The sequence below is a fragment of the Pseudomonas alcaligenes genome (genome assembly GCF_014490745.1).
GTDB lineage: Bacteria > Pseudomonadota > Gammaproteobacteria > Pseudomonadales > Pseudomonadaceae > Aquipseudomonas > Aquipseudomonas alcaligenes_C.
This window is the reverse complement of record NZ_LZEU01000001.1, coordinates 4,027,889-4,042,200: the sequence shown is the minus strand read 5'-3', so window position 1 is coordinate 4,042,200 and position 14,312 is coordinate 4,027,889. Positions and strand designations below refer to the sequence as shown.

The window sequence follows — 14,312 nt, the reverse complement described above, 5'->3', positions numbered from 1 at the left end:
GGCTCCTGCCCATGAAGTTCCGCGTCACCGGCCTCGTCCGAGGCCCTGAACACTCTTCCACCACCGGGAGCCCACCCCATGGATGTCTCACTCTCCGAATTTGGCGCGATTGCCGTCATGCAGGGTTTCAACGGCCTGTCGGTGTTCTGCGTGCTGCTGCTGATGGCCCTGGGCCTGGCGATCATCTTCGGCCAGATGGGCGTGATCAACATGGCCCACGGCGAATTTCTCACCGTCGGCGCCTACACCACCTACGTCATTTCCTCGGCAACCTTGCACTACTTCCCGGCCATGCAGCCGTACTACTTCTTCTTCGCCATCATCGCCTCCTTCCTGATCGCCGGAGCGCTCGGTTGGCTGGTCGAGTGGCTGATGATCAGCAAGCTCTATCACCGGCCGCTGGATACCCTGCTGGCGACCTGGGGCCTGTCCCTGGTGATGCAGCAGACCTTCCGCTCGATCTTTGGCGCCCGTGAAGTCGGCGCGGAAATGCCTGAGTGGATCATGGGTTCGTGGAACCCCACCGAGGCCATCGACATTCCCAAGAACGGCTTGTTCGTCATGGGCCTGACCCTGCTGCTGACCGCCACCCTCTTCATCATGCTCTACCGCTCGCGCTGGGGCCTGCAGGTGCGCGCCACCATGCAGAACCGGGTGATGAGCCGCGCCGTGGGGATCAACACCAGGAAGGTCGACCGCATGACCTTCGCCCTCGGCTGTGGCGTGGCCGGGGTCGCCGGCGCGGCGTTCACCACCATTGGCTCGACAGGGCCGACCGCGGGTTCGCTGTACATAGTCGACACCTTCCTCACCGTGGTCTTCGGCGGCGCGGCCAGCCTGCTCGGCACCATCGCCTCGGCGTTCACCATCGCCCAGGCGCAATCGATCATGGAGTTCTTCCTCTCCGGCTCGATGGCCAAGGTGCTGACCCTGTCGGCGGTGATCCTGATCCTGATGCTGCGCCCGCAGGGCCTGTTCTCGATCAAGGTGCGCAAGTGAAAAGTCACTTTCAACCTACTGCGCGCTCCATCTGCGGCGTCGCGCGGTGCTCGTTTCCTCGACGTACTGCGTGTACGCCTTCGTCACTGCGCTCCGGGCTTCTTGCAGCTGGAGCTGCTCGCTACGGTTCAAAGCGACTTTTTGTGCGCTGGGGGATTTGCTGATGAAAAACGCATATGAAAGCCTGCTGGGTGGCAAGCAGGGGGCCATCGGCCTGCTGGTGCTGGCCACGCTGATCCTGGTGGTGTTCCCGCTGGCGCTGGACACCTTCCGCCTGAACATGGTCGGCAAGTACCTGACCTACGCCTTCGTCGCCGTCGGCCTGGTGCTGTGCTGGGGTTACGGCGGCATCCTCAGCCTCGGCCAGGGCATCTTCTTCGGCCTCGGCGGTTACTGCATGGCGATGTTCCTCAAGCTCGAGGCCTCGGACCCGGAGAGCACCAAGATCCAGTCGACCCCCGGTATTCCGGACTTCATGGACTGGAACCAGCTCACCGAGCTGCCGATGATGTGGCAGCCGTTCCACAGCTTCAGCTTCACCCTGCTGGCGGTGCTGGCGGTACCGACCCTGCTGGCGCTGATCATCGGCATCGCCATGTTCAAGCGCCGCGTCGGCGACGTGTACTTCTCCATCGTCACCCAGGCCATCGCGGCGATCCTGACCATCCTGATCATCGGCCAGCAGGGCCTCACCGGTGGGGTCAACGGCATCACCGACCTGAAGACTCTGCTCGGCTGGGATATTCGTCCGGACAGCTCGAAGGTCATCCTCTACTTCGTCAACGCCTTCCTGCTGCTCGGTTGCGTGCTGCTGGGGCGCTTCATCCTCACCTCCAAGCTCGGCCGCCTGCTGATGGCCATGCGCGACAAGGAAGAGCGCGTGCGCTTCTCCGGCTACGACGTGGCCAGCTTCAAGATCTTCGTGTTCTGCGTGGCGGCGGCGTTCTCGGCCATCGGCGGGGCGATGTTCGCCCTGCAGGTCGGCTTCATGTCGCCGAGCTTCGTCGGCATCGTGCCGTCGATCGAGATGGTCATCTTCGCCGCAGTCGGCGGGCGCATGTCGCTGCTCGGCGCGGTGTACGGCACGCTGCTGGTGAGCTTCGGCAAGACCTACTTTTCCGAGAGCTTCCCCGAGCTGTGGCTGTACCTGATGGGCGGCCTGTTCATCGTGGTGGTCATGTACTTCCCCAACGGCATCGCCGGCCTGTGGGAAAGCCACGGGCGCAAGTGGATCTCGCGCATCCCGGTCGGTCGGAAAGTGTTCGGCCAGGCCGAGGCCAAGCCTCGTGCCCCCGTCGCCAAGGCACCCGCCAAGCAACCCGTTCGTGAACTGGAGACCACGCCATGAGCAGCCCAGCAGGATTCCAGGCGGCCAAGCCGGTATTGGCCATCGAAGGCCTGACCGTTTCGTTCGACGGCTTCAAGGCGGTCAACGACCTCAACCTGTATGTCGACCGCAACGAAGTGCACGTGGTCATCGGCCCCAACGGCGCCGGCAAGACCACGGTGCTCGACCTGATCTGCGGCAAGACCAAGTCCACTACCGGCAGCATCGAGTTCGATGGCCGCGAGCTGACCAAGATGCGCGAGTACGACATCGTCCGCGCTGGGGTCGGGCGCAAGTTCCAGAACCCGTCGATCTACGAAAACCTGACGGTGTTCGAGAACCTGGAAATGTCCTACCCCAAGGGCCGCAAGGTGTTCGGCGCACTGTTCTTCAAGCGCAGCGCCGAGGTCATCGCGCGGGTCGAGGAAGTGGCCGGGGAGATCTTCCTCAGCGAGCTGCTCGACAAGCAGGCCGACCTGCTCTCCCACGGTCAGAAGCAGTGGCTGGAGATCGGCATGCTGCTGATGCAGGACCCGGCGCTGCTGATGCTCGACGAGCCGGTGGCCGGCATGAGCGTCAGCGAGCGGGTACAGACCGCCGAGCTGCTCAACCGCATCAGCCAGGGGCGTTCGGTGCTGGTCATCGAGCACGACATGGAGTTCGTCAAAAGCATCGCCCACCGCGTCACCGTGCTGCACCAGGGCAAGGTGCTGGCCGAGGGCAGCATGGAGGCGGTGCAGACCAACCCGAAGGTGATCGAGGTCTATCTGGGGCACTAAAGGCTAAAGCGAGTGCACCGACAGCTCCCCTCTCCCACCGGGAGAGGGGCCGGGGGTGAGGGGTGACTTGCTGCCTACCCCTCACCCTAACCCTCTCCCAGGGGGAGTGGGGACAGAACGCGCGGCGGCCAGCCTCAGATGCTGGAGCCCTTTGAAGGAGTATTGCTAATGTTCCAGATCAGCAACCTCGTTTCCGGCTACGGCCAGAGTCAGATCCTCCACGAGCTCAACCTCAACGTGGCGAAGAAGGAAATCGTCGCGGTCATGGGTCGCAACGGCATGGGCAAGACCACCCTGTTCAAGAGCCTGATGGGCGTGTTGCCGCAATGGGGCGGGCAGATCACGGTCGACGGCAAGGACGTGTCCAAGCTGGAAACCCACCAGCGTGTCGAACACGGCATCGCCTACGTGCCGCAAGGGCGGATGATCTTCTCGCACATGACCGTGCTGGAGAACATCCAGACCGGCCTGCCGGCCTCGGCCGGCGGCAAGGTGCCGGATGACCTCTATGCGCTGTTCCCGGTGCTGCACGAGATGCGCGCGCGCAAGGGCGGCAACCTCTCCGGCGGACAGCAACAGCAGCTGGCCATTGCCCGTGCGCTGGCGACCAACCCCAAGGTGCTGCTGCTGGATGAGCCCACCGAAGGCATCCAGCCATCGATCATCAAGGACATTGCCCACAAGCTGAAGGAGATCCGTAACCTGCGCGACCTGACCATAGTCGTGTCCGAGCAGGTGCTGTCGTTCACCATGGAAATCGCCGACCGTTTCCTGGTCATCGAGAAGGGCAAGTTCGTGGTCGAGGAGACCCGCGACAAGGTGGACGAGGCGACGATCAGCCGTTACCTCTCGGTGTGAGAACCGGCCCACGATCTCCTGGCCGTCGGCCAGGCCGCGTTAAAAGCAGGCTCGGATTGCTCATTTACAGCTCGTAAACTCCGCATCCTCGCCTGCTTGATTCGCTAGCGCTCACCCTTCGGGCCAGCCTGAGGCTGTTACTCCCGTTGGTCGTTGTGCCTTGCCTGGCTCTAGTCCAGAAGACCGTAAACCGGTTCTGCGTCACGCCTTGAGGTCGAGCGTGCGCCCTGCGCGCGAGACACATTGTTTCTGGCTGGTACGCCTGTGCGTGCCGGCCTTTTTTCGTCCTGCGAAAACGCTGCAAAGCCTTGTGGCTACTACGTTCTGCCACTACGTCATCCGACGTATTTGCCGATTCTCCGCCGCGTTGAAGACTAGCTCCGTACCCCGGCGCCATGGCGCCAAGTCCCCCTCAATGGTCTCAGGAGCTTTGTCATGACCGAAACGCTGATCAAGGTCGACCTCAACCAGCCCGCCACCGAAAACGAGCAGATCCACAACCGCTGGCACCCGGACATCCCGATGGCCTGCTGGGTCAAGCCGGGTGACGACTTCATCCTCGAGACCTACGACTGGACCGCCGGCGCGATCAAGAACAACGACGACGCCAGCGATGTGCGCGATGTCGACCTGTCCACCGTGCATTACCTGTCCGGCCCGGTCGGTGTGCATGGCGCCGAGCCGGGCGACCTGCTGGTGGTCGACCTGCTCGACATCGGCGCCAAGCCCGATTCGCTGTGGGGCTTCAACGGCTTCTTCTCCAAGCAGAACGGCGGTGGCTTCCTCACCGATCACTTCCCCCTGGCGCAGAAGGCCATCTGGGACTTCAAGGGCATGTTCACCAGCAGCCGGCACATTCCGGGGGTCAACTTCGCCGGCCTGATTCACCCCGGCCTGATCGGCTGCCTGCCGGATCACAAGATGCTGGCCGACTGGAACAAGCGCGAGCAGGAGCTGATCGACACCGACCCGCACCGCGTGCCGGCGCTGGCCAACCCGCCGATGGCGCCGACCGCACACATGGGCAAGATGAAGGGCGAAGCCCGCGACCTGGCCGCCCTGACCGGCGCGCGCACCGTGCCGCCGCGCGAGCATGGCGGCAACTGCGACATCAAGGATCTGTCGCGCGGCTCGAAGATCTTCTTCCCGGTCTATGTCGCCGGCGCCGGCCTGTCGGTGGGCGACCTGCACTTCAGCCAGGGCGACGGTGAAATCACCTTCTGCGGCGCCATCGAAATGGCCGGCTGGGTGCACATGAAGGTCGAGCTGATCAAGGGCGGCATGGCCAAGTACGGGATCAAGAACCCGATCTTCAAACCCAGCCCGATCGTGCCGAACTACAAGAACTACCTGATCTTCGAAGGCATCTCGGTGGACGAGGCCGGCAAGCAGCACTACCTCGACGTCAACATCGCCTACAAGCAGGCCTGCCTCAACGCCATCAACTACCTGACCAAGTTCGGCTACTCGCCGGCCCAGGGCTATGCGCTGCTCGGCTCGGCGCCGGTGCAGGGGCATATCAGCGGCGTGGTCGACGTGCCCAACGCCTGCGCCACCCTGTGGCTGCCGACCGAGATCTTCGACTTCGACATCAACCCCAACGCCTCCGGCCCGACCAAGTACCTCGACGGCAGCATCGACCTGCCCATCGCGCCGGACAAGTGAGTTCCTCACCCGGGCAGGGCTGGGGCTCTGGACGGCGTTCAGCCCGGCCCGGGTGGCGAACACTCGCAAGCTGTCACACCGCACTGCCGGTTCAGCGGCGGCAACGCCGCTGCATCACCAAGGAGTCTGCGATGCCGATCTACGAATACGACTGTGCCGACTGCGGCGACTTCACCCTGCTACGGCCCATGGCCGAGCGCGATCAACCCTGCGACTGCCCGTACTGCGGCACGCCGAGCGCGCGGGTGATCCTTTCCGCGCCGGGCCTGGCGACCATGTCCGGCAGCCAGCGCCGCGCCATCGCCGCCAACGAGCGTAGCGCCCACGCGCCGCAGACGCTCGACGAATACCAGCAGAGCCGCAAGCACCCCAAGGGCTGCGGTTGCTGCACCCCGAACAAACCGCTGGCCCCGACCAAGGCCAACCCGCATGCCATGAAAGGCAAGCCGGCCGGTCGGCCGTGGATGATCAGCCACTGAGGTTGTTTATTGGGTTCCCGCCTGCGCGGGAATCCAGCAACCAGCACGACCGAATCCCTGGTGGGAACGCTTCACGCTTTTCCACCCTACGCAGCGAGGAGATCCTATGCGTCACGGCGATATTTCCAGCAGCCCGGACACCGTCGGCGTCGCCGTCGTCAACTACAAGATGCCGCGCTTGCACAGCAAGGCCGAAGTGCTCGACAACGCACGCCAGATCGCTGCGATGATCAAGGGCATGAAGCTCGGCCTGCCGGGCATGGACCTGGTGGTGTTCCCCGAGTACAGCACCATGGGCATCATGTACGACCACGACGAGATGATGGCCACCGCCGCGACCATCCCCGGCGAGGAGACCGCGATCTTCTCCGCCGCCTGCCGCGAGGCGAAGACCTGGGGCATCTTCTCGCTCACCGGCGAGCGCCATGAGGAGCACCCGCACAAGGCGCCGTACAACACCCTCGTCCTGATCAACGACCAGGGCGAGATCGCGCAGAAGTACCGCAAGTGCATCCCCTGGTGCCCGATCGAGGGCTGGTATCCGGGCGACCGCACCTATGTCAGCAGCGGGCCCAAGGGCCTGCAGATCAGCCTGATCATCTGCGACGACGGCAACTACCCGGAGATCTGGCGCGACTGCGCGATGAGGGGCGCCGAGCTGATCGTGCGCTGCCAGGGCTACATGTACCCGGCCAAGGAGCAGCAGGTGCTGATGGCCAAGACCATGGCCTGGGCCAACAACTGCTACGTGGCGGTGGCCAACGCCGCCGGCTTCGACGGCGTGTACAGCTACTTCGGCCACTCCGCGATCATCGGCTTCGACGGGCGCACCCTCGGCGAATGCGGCGAGGAGGAAATGGGCATCCAGTACGCCCAGTTGTCGGTCTCGCAGATCCGCGATGCGCGCGCCAACGACCAGTCGCAGAACCACCTGTTCAAGCTGCTCCATCGCGGCTACACCGGCGTGTACAACTCCGGCGATGGCGACAAGGGTGTGGCCGACTGCCCGTTCGACTTCTACCGCACCTGGGTACTGGATGCGCAGAAGGCCCAGGCCGACGTGGAGAAGATGACCCGCAAGACCATAGGCGTGGCCGATTGCCCGGTCGGCGAGCTGCCGCATCCGGGCCAGGAAAAGAGCCTAGGTTGAACCACCCATGCCCTTTGCCAACGACCTGATCGAGCACAACCGCGAGCGCCTGGCCCAGGCCAGCGTACCGCTGCCAGCCGGCACGCTGCAGTCGCGCTTCCTGTTCGAGCCGGCGCAGGTGATGAGCCTGCTGCGCGCGCGTATCGTCGGCCAGGACGCCGTGCTGGAGCAGGTCGAATCGCTGCTCAAGGTGGTCAAGGCCGATATCGGCGAGCGCGAGCGGCCGCTGGCGGTCAACCTGTTCATGGGCCCCACCGGGGTCGGCAAGACCGAAATCGTGCGCCTGCTGGCCCAGGCCATCCACGGCCGCGCCGACGCCTTCTGCCGCATCGACATGCACACCCTGGCCCAGGAGCACTACGCCGCCGCGCTGACCGGCGCGCCGCCCGGCTATGTCGGCAGTAAGGAAGGCACCACGCTGTTTGATATCGAGGCGATCCAGGGTAGCTACAGCCGCCCCGGCATCGTGCTGTTCGACGAGCTGGAAAAGGCCGGCAGGGAAGTCCTGCGCAGCCTGCTCGGCGTGCTGGAGAACGGCCGCTTGACCCTGGCCGCCGGCAGCAGAACCATCGACTTTCGCAACAGCCTGATCTTCATGACCAGCAACATTGGCGCCCAGGACGCGCGGCGTTACCGCGAGCGCTTCCAGCAGGGCTGGCGGCGCTGGCTGGGTCTGGCCCCGCGCGACGAGCCGGCGATTCTCGAACAGGCCCTGCAGGCCCACTTCGACCCGGAGTTCCTCAACCGCATCGATCGCATCCTGGGGTTCGCGCGCATCGAGGAAGAGTGGCTGGAGGCCTTGCTGGAGATCGAGCTGGGCAAGCTCAACCAGCGCCTGGGCAAGCAGGGCAGGGCGCTGCTGCTGGATGAAACGGCGCTGGAGCATCTATGCCGCGCGCATGACCCGCGCTACGGCGCGCGCGCCTTGGGACGGCGTGTGCGCACCGAGCTGGAGCCAGCGGTTGCCGAGTGCCTGCTGGATGACCCGACGCTGATCCGCCTGCTGGCGCTGGTCGAGGACGGGCAGTTGCGGGTGCGTGGGGATGGTGTGGCAGGGGCGTAGCGTCAGCACTGCAGCCCTGTCCGGATAGGCAGGGCTGCAGCGCGTCTTGGGCGGCTTAGTGGTGCTCGCGGGTGGCGCGGAATTTCACTTCCGGCCAGCGCTCTTCCATCAGGCTCAGGTTGACCCGGGTCGGGGCCAGGTAGGTGAGGTGGCCGCCGCCGTCCACGGCCAGGTTCTCGAAGGCCTTGTCCTTGAACTCCTTGAGCTTCTTCTCGTCGCCGCACTCGATCCAGCGCGCCGACCAGACGGTAATCGCCTCGTAGGCGCACTCGACCTTGTATTCCTCCTTCAGGCGGCTAGCGACCACATCGAACTGCAGCACGCCGACGGCGCCGAGGATGATGTCGTTGTTGCGCTCGGGGAAGAACACCTGGGTGGCGCCTTCCTCGGCCAGTTCCTGCAGGCCCTGGCGCAGCTGCTTGGATTTCAGCGGGTCTTTCAGGCGTACGCGGCGGAACAGTTCCGGGGCGAAGTGCGGGATACCGGTGAAGCCCAGCGCCTCGCCTTCGGTGAAGGTGTCGCCGATCTGGATGGTGCCGTGGTTGTGCAGGCCGATGATGTCGCCGGCGTAGGCCTCTTCCAGCTGCTCGCGCTCGCTGGAGAAGAAGGTCAGGGCGTCGCCGATGCGCACGTCCTTGCCGATACGCACGTGGCGCATCTTCATGCCCTGGCTGTACTTGCCGGAGCAGATACGCATGAAGGCGATGCGGTCGCGGTGTTTCGGATCCATGTTCGCCTGGATCTTGAACACGAAGCCGCTGAACTTCTCTTCCACCGGCTCCACGGTGCGCTCGTTGGCCACCCGGGCCAGCGGCTTGGGTGCCCAGTCGACCACCGCGTCGAGTACATGGTCGACACCGAAGTTGCCCAGCGCGGTGCCGAAGAACACCGGGGTCAGCTGGCCGCTCATGAACTCGTCCTGGTTGAACTCGTGGCAGGCACCCTGTACCAGCTCCAGCTGCTCGATGAAGCGCTCGTACTCGTCGCCCAGGTGCGCGCGGGCCTCGTCCGAGTCGAGTTTCTCGATGATCTTGGCCTCGGTGCGCTCGTGGCCGTGACCCGGGGTGTAGACGATGATGTAGTCGCCGGCCAGGTGGTAGACGCCCTTGAAGTCCTTGTAGCAACCGATCGGCCAGGTGACCGGCGCGGCCTTGATCTTCAGTACCGCTTCGATCTCGTCGAGCAGTTCGATCGGGTCGCGAATATCGCGGTCGAGCTTGTTGATAAAGCTGACGATGGGCGTGTCGCGCAGGCGGCACACGTCCATCAGGGCGATGGTGCGTGGCTCCACGCCCTTACCGCCGTCGAGCACCATCAGCGCACTGTCCACCGCGGTCAGGGTGCGGTAGGTGTCTTCCGAGAAGTCTTCGTGGCCGGGGGTGTCGAGCAGGTTGATCATGTGCTCGCGGTAGGGGAACTGCATCACCGAGGTGGTGATGGAGATGCCGCGCTGCTTCTCCATTTCCATCCAGTCGGAGGTCGCATGGCGATCGGACTTGCGCGACTTCACCGTACCGGCCACGGAGATCGCCTTACCCATCAGCAGCAGCTTCTCGGTAATGGTGGTCTTACCGGCGTCGGGGTGGGAAATGATCGCGAACGTGCGGCGTTTGCCGACTTCGATGGCCTGGGTGGTCATGGATGCGTGCCTGGCTGGAAACGGTTGCGGGCCGTGAATAGCCCGAAAAGCGCGGGATTATAACGGGAAACGCCGGCGCGATCAGGCCCGGTAGTCCGACACCGGTGCGGCCATGCCGATATGCCCGGGCCGAGCGGGAGTAGCCAGGGGAAAGGCCTCATTTAATCCGCCTGGGGCGGACGGTTCGCCGGAACCCGGCAAGCCGTCTTCTGTCTGTCAAAAAAGAGCTGGATGCTGAGTGTGCCTGCGGATGGCGGCACTACCCGGAAAATGCGGCCTGCAGGCCGGTTTTGTGCAGCATTCCGGACGCTTTGTTAAGGATTAAAAACAATCAATCAGACAGGCGACAACTGGGTGCAAAACAGCGGCAATTTTTGATTGATCTCATGGGCTCATGGTCCTAAAGTTCGCGCCCGAACGCTCATGCTGGCAACGATCCATCCGGCTCAAGTACTGACGACGAGAGGTTTTCCGGGTACCGGAGAATCATCGGCGACATGCCTTGGGAAGTAGGCGAACCAAAGTGGGGAAACTGATCAGGCGTTCGCGGCTCTCAAGCAGAGCCACTCCCTCTTTTCTATAACGTGTTTTGCCATTTGGAGTCCCGAGCATGTCGATCAAGGTCGAAGACTATTTCGCACCCGAAACTTTCAAGCGCATGAAGGCGTTTGCCGATCAGCAGGAAACCCCCTTCGTGGTGATCGACAAGCAGACCATCGCCAATTCCTACGATCAGCTGGTCAACTGCTTCCCCTTCGCCAAGATCTACTACGCAGTGAAGGCCAACCCGGCCAGCGAGATCACCGAGCTGCTGCGCGACAAGGGATCCAACTTCGACATCGCCTCCATCTACGAGCTGGACAAGGTGATGAAGACCGGCGTGGCCGCCGAGCGCATCAGCTACGGCAACACCATCAAGAAAGCCCGCGACATCCGCTACTTCTTCGACAAGGGCGTGCGCCTGTTCGCCACCGACTCGGAAGCCGACCTGCGCAACATTGCCAAGGCTGCCCCGGGCGCCAAGGTCTATGTGCGCATCCTCACCGAGGGCTCGACCAGTGCCGACTGGCCGCTAAGCCGCAAGTTTGGCTGCAACCCGGACATGGCCCTGGATCTGCTGATCCTGGCCAAGCAGCTGGGGCTGGTGCCATACGGCATCTCCTTCCACGTCGGCTCGCAGCAGCGCGACATCGACGTGTGGGACGCCGCCATCGCCAAGGTCAAGGTGATCTTCGAGCGCCTCAAGGAAGAAGACGGCATCACCCTGCAGATGATCAACATGGGTGGCGGTTTCCCGGCCAACTACATCCAGCGCACCAATGACCTGGAAACCTACGCCGAGGAAATCACCCGCTTCCTCAAGGAAGACTTCGGCGACGACCTGCCGGAAATCATCCTCGAGCCGGGCCGCTCGCTGATCGCCAACGCCGGCATTCTGGTCAGCGAGGTGGTGCTGGTGGCGCGCAAGTCGCGAACCGCCGTGGAGCGCTGGGTCTACACCGACGTGGGCAAGTTCAGCGGCCTGATCGAAACCATGGATGAGGCCATCAAGTTCCCGATCTGGACCGAGAAGAAGGGCGAGGCCGAGGAAGTGGTGATCGCCGGCCCGACCTGCGACAGCGCCGACATCATGTACGAGAACTACAAGTACGGCCTGCCGCTCAACCTGGCCGCCGAGGACCGCCTGTACTGGCTGTCCACCGGCGCCTACACCACCAGCTACAGCGCGGTGGAATTCAACGGCTTCCCGCCGCTGAAGGCCTTCTACCTGTAAGTCTGTGTGGTAAGCCAAGGCCCGCCTCGTGCGGGCCTTTTCGTTGCTGGGCTAGGCTCAGTTGCACGGCCCGGCGATTTACGCGATAACGCGCGACTTCCAGGAGGAGCGCAGATGTCCCGAATACTGCTGAACTGTGACATGGGCGAAAGCTACGGCGCCTGGCGCATGGGCGACGACGAGCACGCCATGCCGCTGATCGACCAGGCCAACCTGGCCTGCGGCTTCCACGCCGGCGACCCGCTGATCATGCGGCGCAGCGTGGCCTTGGCGGTGCGCCACGATGTCAGCATCGGCGCCCATCCGTCCTATCCCGACCTGCAGGGCTTCGGTCGCCGCCATCTGAGCTGCACCGCGGAAGAAGTCACTGCCCTGGTGCTGTACCAGCTCGGCGCACTGGATGCCTGCTGCCGCGCCGCCGGTACCCAGCTGGCCTACGTCAAGCCGCACGGTGCGCTGTACAACGACCTGGTGCGCGACGATGCCCTGTTCGCCGCCGTGCTCGAAGCCTGCGCCCTGTACCGCAAGGGCCTGCCGCTGATGGTGCTGGCCCTGGCCGACAACCGCCGCGAGCTGGAACTGGCCGATACGGCGGACGTGCCGCTGCTGTTCGAGGCTTTTGCCGACCGTGCCTACCTGGCCGACGGCCAGCTGGCGCCGCGGCGCCTGGCCGGCGCGGTGCATCAGGATGCCGAGCGGATTCTCGCCCAGGCGCTGGCCATCGCCCGCGGCGAGCCGTTCGCCGATATCGACGGCAAGCCGCTGCAACTCCAGGCCGACAGCCTCTGCGTGCACGGCGACAACGCCGAGTCGCTGGCCGTACTGCGGCGCCTGCGAGCGCAGCTGGACACCCTGTGATCCGTCTCGAGCCGGCCGGCGCCGAGGCACTGCTGCTGGTGCTGGCCGAGGCGCCCGACGCCACCCTGGCGCTGCGCATGGCGGCCCTGGCCGAGCGCATCCGCGCCGAGCTGGGCGATCTGCTGACCGACCTGGTGCCGGGCTGGACCAGCCTGCTGCTGCACTACGACCTGCTGCGCACCGACCACCTGCAGCTGGCTGCACGCCTGACACCCCTGCTCGAGGCCTGGCTGGCCGAGCCGCTGGCCGCTGCTGGCGGGCGCCTGCACGAGATTCCTGTGTGGTACGCCGGCGCCGATCTGGCCGAGGTGGCGCAGGCCTGCAAGCTGTCCATTGCCCAGGTGATCGAACTGCACAGCGCCACCGAATACCGCGTCGGCGCCATCGGCTTCGCGCCGGGGTTCGCCTACCTTGGCGAGCTGCATGAGCGCCTGGCCCTGCCGCGGCGCGCCACTCCGCGTACCCTGGTGCCGGCCGGCAGCCTGGCCATTGCCGAGCGGCAGACCGCCATCTACCCGCAGGCCTCGCCAGGCGGCTGGCATCTGCTTGGCCTGTGCCCCTGGCCGCTGTTTGATGTGCGGCGCAGCCCGCCCTGTCCGCTGGCCATCGGCGACCGGGTGCGCTTCCTGCCGATCGATGCGGCGGTCTACCGCGCAGAGGGTGGGCGCGAGTGAGCAGCCTGCTGGTGCACAAGGCCGGGCCGCTGAGCCTGCTGCAGGATGGCGGCCGGCACGGCTGGCAGCACCTCGGCGTGTCGCCTGGTGGAGTGCTCGACGGCCATGCGGCGGCCTGGGCCAATCGCCTGCTGGACAACCCCTGGGGCACGCCGCTGCTGGAAATCGCCCTCGGCGGGGTGGAGCTGGAGTGCCGCGGCGACACCTGGCTGGCGCTGACCGGCGCGGCGCTGCCGGCTAGCCTCGACGGCCAGGCGCTACTGGGCTGGTCGCGCTTTGCCATACGCGCCGGCCAGCGCCTGCGCCTGGGCTTTGCCCGCAGCGGCCAGCGCGCCTACCTGGCGGCGCCCGGCGGCTTTCGTGCGGCACCGCTGCTGGGCAGCTGCAGCACCCAGGTGCGCGAAGGGCTGGGTGGTCTCGCCGGGGATGGCCATGCGCTGGCCGCCGGCGATCTGCTGAACTGCGCGGCAGCGACCTTCCCCCGTGGCGCCAGCGTGCCTTGGCCGTTCCAGGCGGATTACCAGGGTGTGCCGCTGCTGCGGGTGATCACCGGCGGCGATGCCGTGGAGTTCGCCCCGGAGCAGCTGGCGGCGTTCTTCGAACAGGTCTGGCAGCTCAGCCCGCAGTCGGATCGCATGGGCGCGCGCCTGCAGGGCGAGGCGCTGCAGGCGCCGACGCGGCAGTGGTCGCTGGGCATGGCGCGCGGCGCCATCCAGGTGCCGCCGGACGGCCAACCGATCATCCTGCAGGCCGACCGCCAGACCATGGGTGGCTACCCGCTGCTCGGCTGGCTGCATCCGCTCGACCAGTGGCGCCTGGCCCAGTGCCCGGCGCAGCAGCGCCTACGCTTCACCCAGGTCAGTGTCAGCGATGCGCAGGCGGAGCTGCGCGCGTTCTACCGCTTCTTCCGGGGTTGAGTGCCAGCCGTCCAGTGCCCGCAGAAAAGCCTTGATAGCGCCTGCCGCCCCCTGCACGCTTGCAGAAAAGGAATGGACAGCCTGGCGTGCCCCAGAACGCGATAGTCCATACGCATTTGCACAGGAGCTT

At 65.1% G+C, this 14,312-nt stretch carries 13 protein-coding genes; 12 read left to right on the top strand and 1 reads right to left on the bottom strand.

The window, feature by feature from the left end; all coding sequences use genetic code 11:
• The first annotated feature begins 78 nt into the window (after positions 1 to 78).
• The 8 genes from urtB to A9179_RS18440 all read left to right on the top strand — a co-directional run bounded on the left by urtB (position 79) and on the right by A9179_RS18440 (position 8,320).
• Positions 79 to 999 (top strand): urea ABC transporter permease subunit UrtB, encoded by a 921-nt coding sequence (gene urtB, locus A9179_RS18475; RefSeq protein ID WP_187807673.1) that lies wholly within the window; start codon positions 79 to 81, stop codon positions 997 to 999.
• Positions 1,000 to 1,162: 163 nt separating this feature from the next.
• The gene (gene urtC / locus A9179_RS18470; RefSeq protein ID WP_187807672.1) at positions 1,163 to 2,347 is read left to right on the top strand and encodes an urea ABC transporter permease subunit UrtC; all 1,185 of its coding nucleotides are present in this window, start codon (positions 1,163 to 1,165) and stop codon (positions 2,345 to 2,347) included.
• The gene (gene urtD, locus A9179_RS18465; protein WP_187807671.1) at positions 2,344 to 3,105 is read left to right on the top strand and encodes an urea ABC transporter ATP-binding protein UrtD; all 762 of its coding nucleotides are present in this window, start codon (positions 2,344 to 2,346) and stop codon (positions 3,103 to 3,105) included. The genes urtC and urtD overlap by 4 nt, the downstream gene beginning before the upstream one ends.
• Positions 3,106 to 3,273: 168 nt before the next feature.
• Complete coding sequence (urtE, locus tag A9179_RS18460) at positions 3,274 to 3,963, top strand: urea ABC transporter ATP-binding subunit UrtE (protein WP_187807670.1); 690 nt, start codon at positions 3,274 to 3,276, stop codon at positions 3,961 to 3,963.
• Positions 3,964 to 4,398: 435 nt separating this feature from the next.
• Entirely contained in the window at positions 4,399 to 5,628 is a 1,230-nt protein-coding gene (fmdA, locus tag A9179_RS18455) for a formamidase (protein WP_187807669.1), read from the top strand.
• A gap of 131 nt (positions 5,629 to 5,759) precedes the next feature.
• Positions 5,760 to 6,107, top strand: coding sequence for an FmdB family zinc ribbon protein (locus tag A9179_RS18450; protein ID WP_187807668.1), 348 nt, complete (start codon positions 5,760 to 5,762; stop codon positions 6,105 to 6,107).
• A 106-nt stretch (positions 6,108 to 6,213) separates the two neighbouring features.
• Positions 6,214 to 7,257 carry an aliphatic amidase gene (locus tag A9179_RS18445; RefSeq protein ID WP_187807667.1) on the top strand — a complete coding sequence of 348 codons (1,044 nt, stop codon included), beginning with the start codon at positions 6,214 to 6,216 and terminating at the stop codon, positions 7,255 to 7,257.
• 7 nt (positions 7,258 to 7,264) lie between these two features.
• Positions 7,265 to 8,320: an AAA family ATPase gene (locus A9179_RS18440; RefSeq protein WP_187807666.1), complete on the top strand. Its 1,056-nt coding sequence runs from the start codon at positions 7,265 to 7,267 to the stop codon at positions 8,318 to 8,320.
• A 55-nt stretch (positions 8,321 to 8,375) separates the two neighbouring features.
• On the opposite strand, the gene A9179_RS18435 is transcribed toward A9179_RS18440, so the two are convergent.
• The gene (locus tag A9179_RS18435; RefSeq protein ID WP_187807665.1) at positions 8,376 to 9,959 is read right to left on the bottom strand and encodes a peptide chain release factor 3; all 1,584 of its coding nucleotides are present in this window, start codon (positions 9,957 to 9,959) and stop codon (positions 8,376 to 8,378) included.
• Between the two features lie 610 nt (positions 9,960 to 10,569).
• Here A9179_RS18435 and A9179_RS18430 point away from each other — a divergent pair.
• The 4 genes from A9179_RS18430 to A9179_RS18415 all read left to right on the top strand — a co-directional run bounded on the left by A9179_RS18430 (position 10,570) and on the right by A9179_RS18415 (position 14,182).
• Complete coding sequence (locus A9179_RS18430; protein WP_187807664.1) at positions 10,570 to 11,733, top strand: type III PLP-dependent enzyme; 1,164 nt, start codon at positions 10,570 to 10,572, stop codon at positions 11,731 to 11,733.
• A gap of 114 nt (positions 11,734 to 11,847) precedes the next feature.
• On the top strand, positions 11,848 to 12,591 hold the full coding sequence (locus A9179_RS18425) for a 5-oxoprolinase subunit PxpA (RefSeq protein ID WP_187807663.1): 744 nt from the start codon (positions 11,848 to 11,850) through the stop codon (positions 12,589 to 12,591).
• Positions 12,588 to 13,265 (top strand): 5-oxoprolinase subunit PxpB, encoded by a 678-nt coding sequence (gene pxpB / locus A9179_RS18420; RefSeq protein WP_187807662.1) that lies wholly within the window; start codon positions 12,588 to 12,590, stop codon positions 13,263 to 13,265. The genes A9179_RS18425 and pxpB overlap by 4 nt, the downstream gene beginning before the upstream one ends.
• Positions 13,262 to 14,182, top strand: a complete 921-nt coding sequence (locus A9179_RS18415) for a 5-oxoprolinase subunit C family protein (RefSeq protein ID WP_187807661.1) — start codon at positions 13,262 to 13,264, stop codon at positions 14,180 to 14,182. Before pxpB ends, A9179_RS18415 begins: the two co-directional genes overlap by 4 nt.
• The last annotated feature ends 130 nt before the right edge of the window (positions 14,183 to 14,312 follow it).